The sequence below is a fragment of the Amphibacillus jilinensis Y1 genome (genome assembly GCF_000306965.1).
GTDB classification, from domain to species: Bacteria; Bacillota; Bacilli; order Bacillales; family Amphibacillaceae; genus Amphibacillus_C; species Amphibacillus_C jilinensis.
In genome coordinates, this window is record NZ_AMWI01000082.1 from 1 (window position 1) to 828 (window position 828).

Annotated in this window: 1 protein-coding gene; it reads left to right on the top strand. The window is 43.2% G+C overall.

Translation table 11 applies throughout. The features are described from left to right. The coding region (locus B494_RS0100475; RefSeq protein WP_017470389.1) for a Cna B-type domain-containing protein at positions 1–828 on the top strand (828 nt) is incomplete at both ends.

Here is an 828-nt window from a genome sequence, read left to right on the forward strand (position 1 = left end):
AAAATGGCGTGCAAATTGATAGTCAACAAGTGACACATAATGATGATTGGGCCTTTAGTTTTACAGGGTTGGATCAATACGATGATGAAGGCGTAGCCTATGACTACTCTATTGAAGAAGAACCCATAGACGGTTACGAAGCAACAATTAACGGCTATGACTTAGAAAACTTACGTGTCGGTACGCTTACAATTGAAGGCGAGAAAACTTGGCAAGATGATAACGCGTCCGATCGACCCGATCAAATTACCGTCAACTTATTACAAGACGGTGTCGTCATTGAAACAGTAGACGTCTCATCAAATGATGACTGGATCTACCAATTTAGTGATGTTCCAGAATTTGATGACGAAGGCTTCCGCCATGAATACACGGTAACTGAACACGGGGTTCCAGGCTACGAAACATCGATTGATGGCTATGACATTATCAATACACGAACAGGTTCAACAGACGTCCACGTGACAAAAGCATGGCTTGATGATGACACGCCAGATCGTCCTGATGATATAACGATCCATTTATTACGCAACGGATACATTATCGATGCTATTGAACTATCAGACGAACTGGAATGGAACTATACGTTTGAAGACCTTGAAGCTTTTGATGACGAAGGTCAACCGTATGAATATACTGTTGAGGAAGAGCCAGTAGACGGTTATGATACCATCATTGATGGCTTTGACATTACAAACGTACGTGCTGGTGACATCGAAGTGAGCGGCGAGAAAACATGGCACGATGGTGACCCGTCTGATCGACCAGATGACATTACCGTCAATCTCCTACAAAACGGCGTCCAAATCGATAGTCAACAAGTCACTC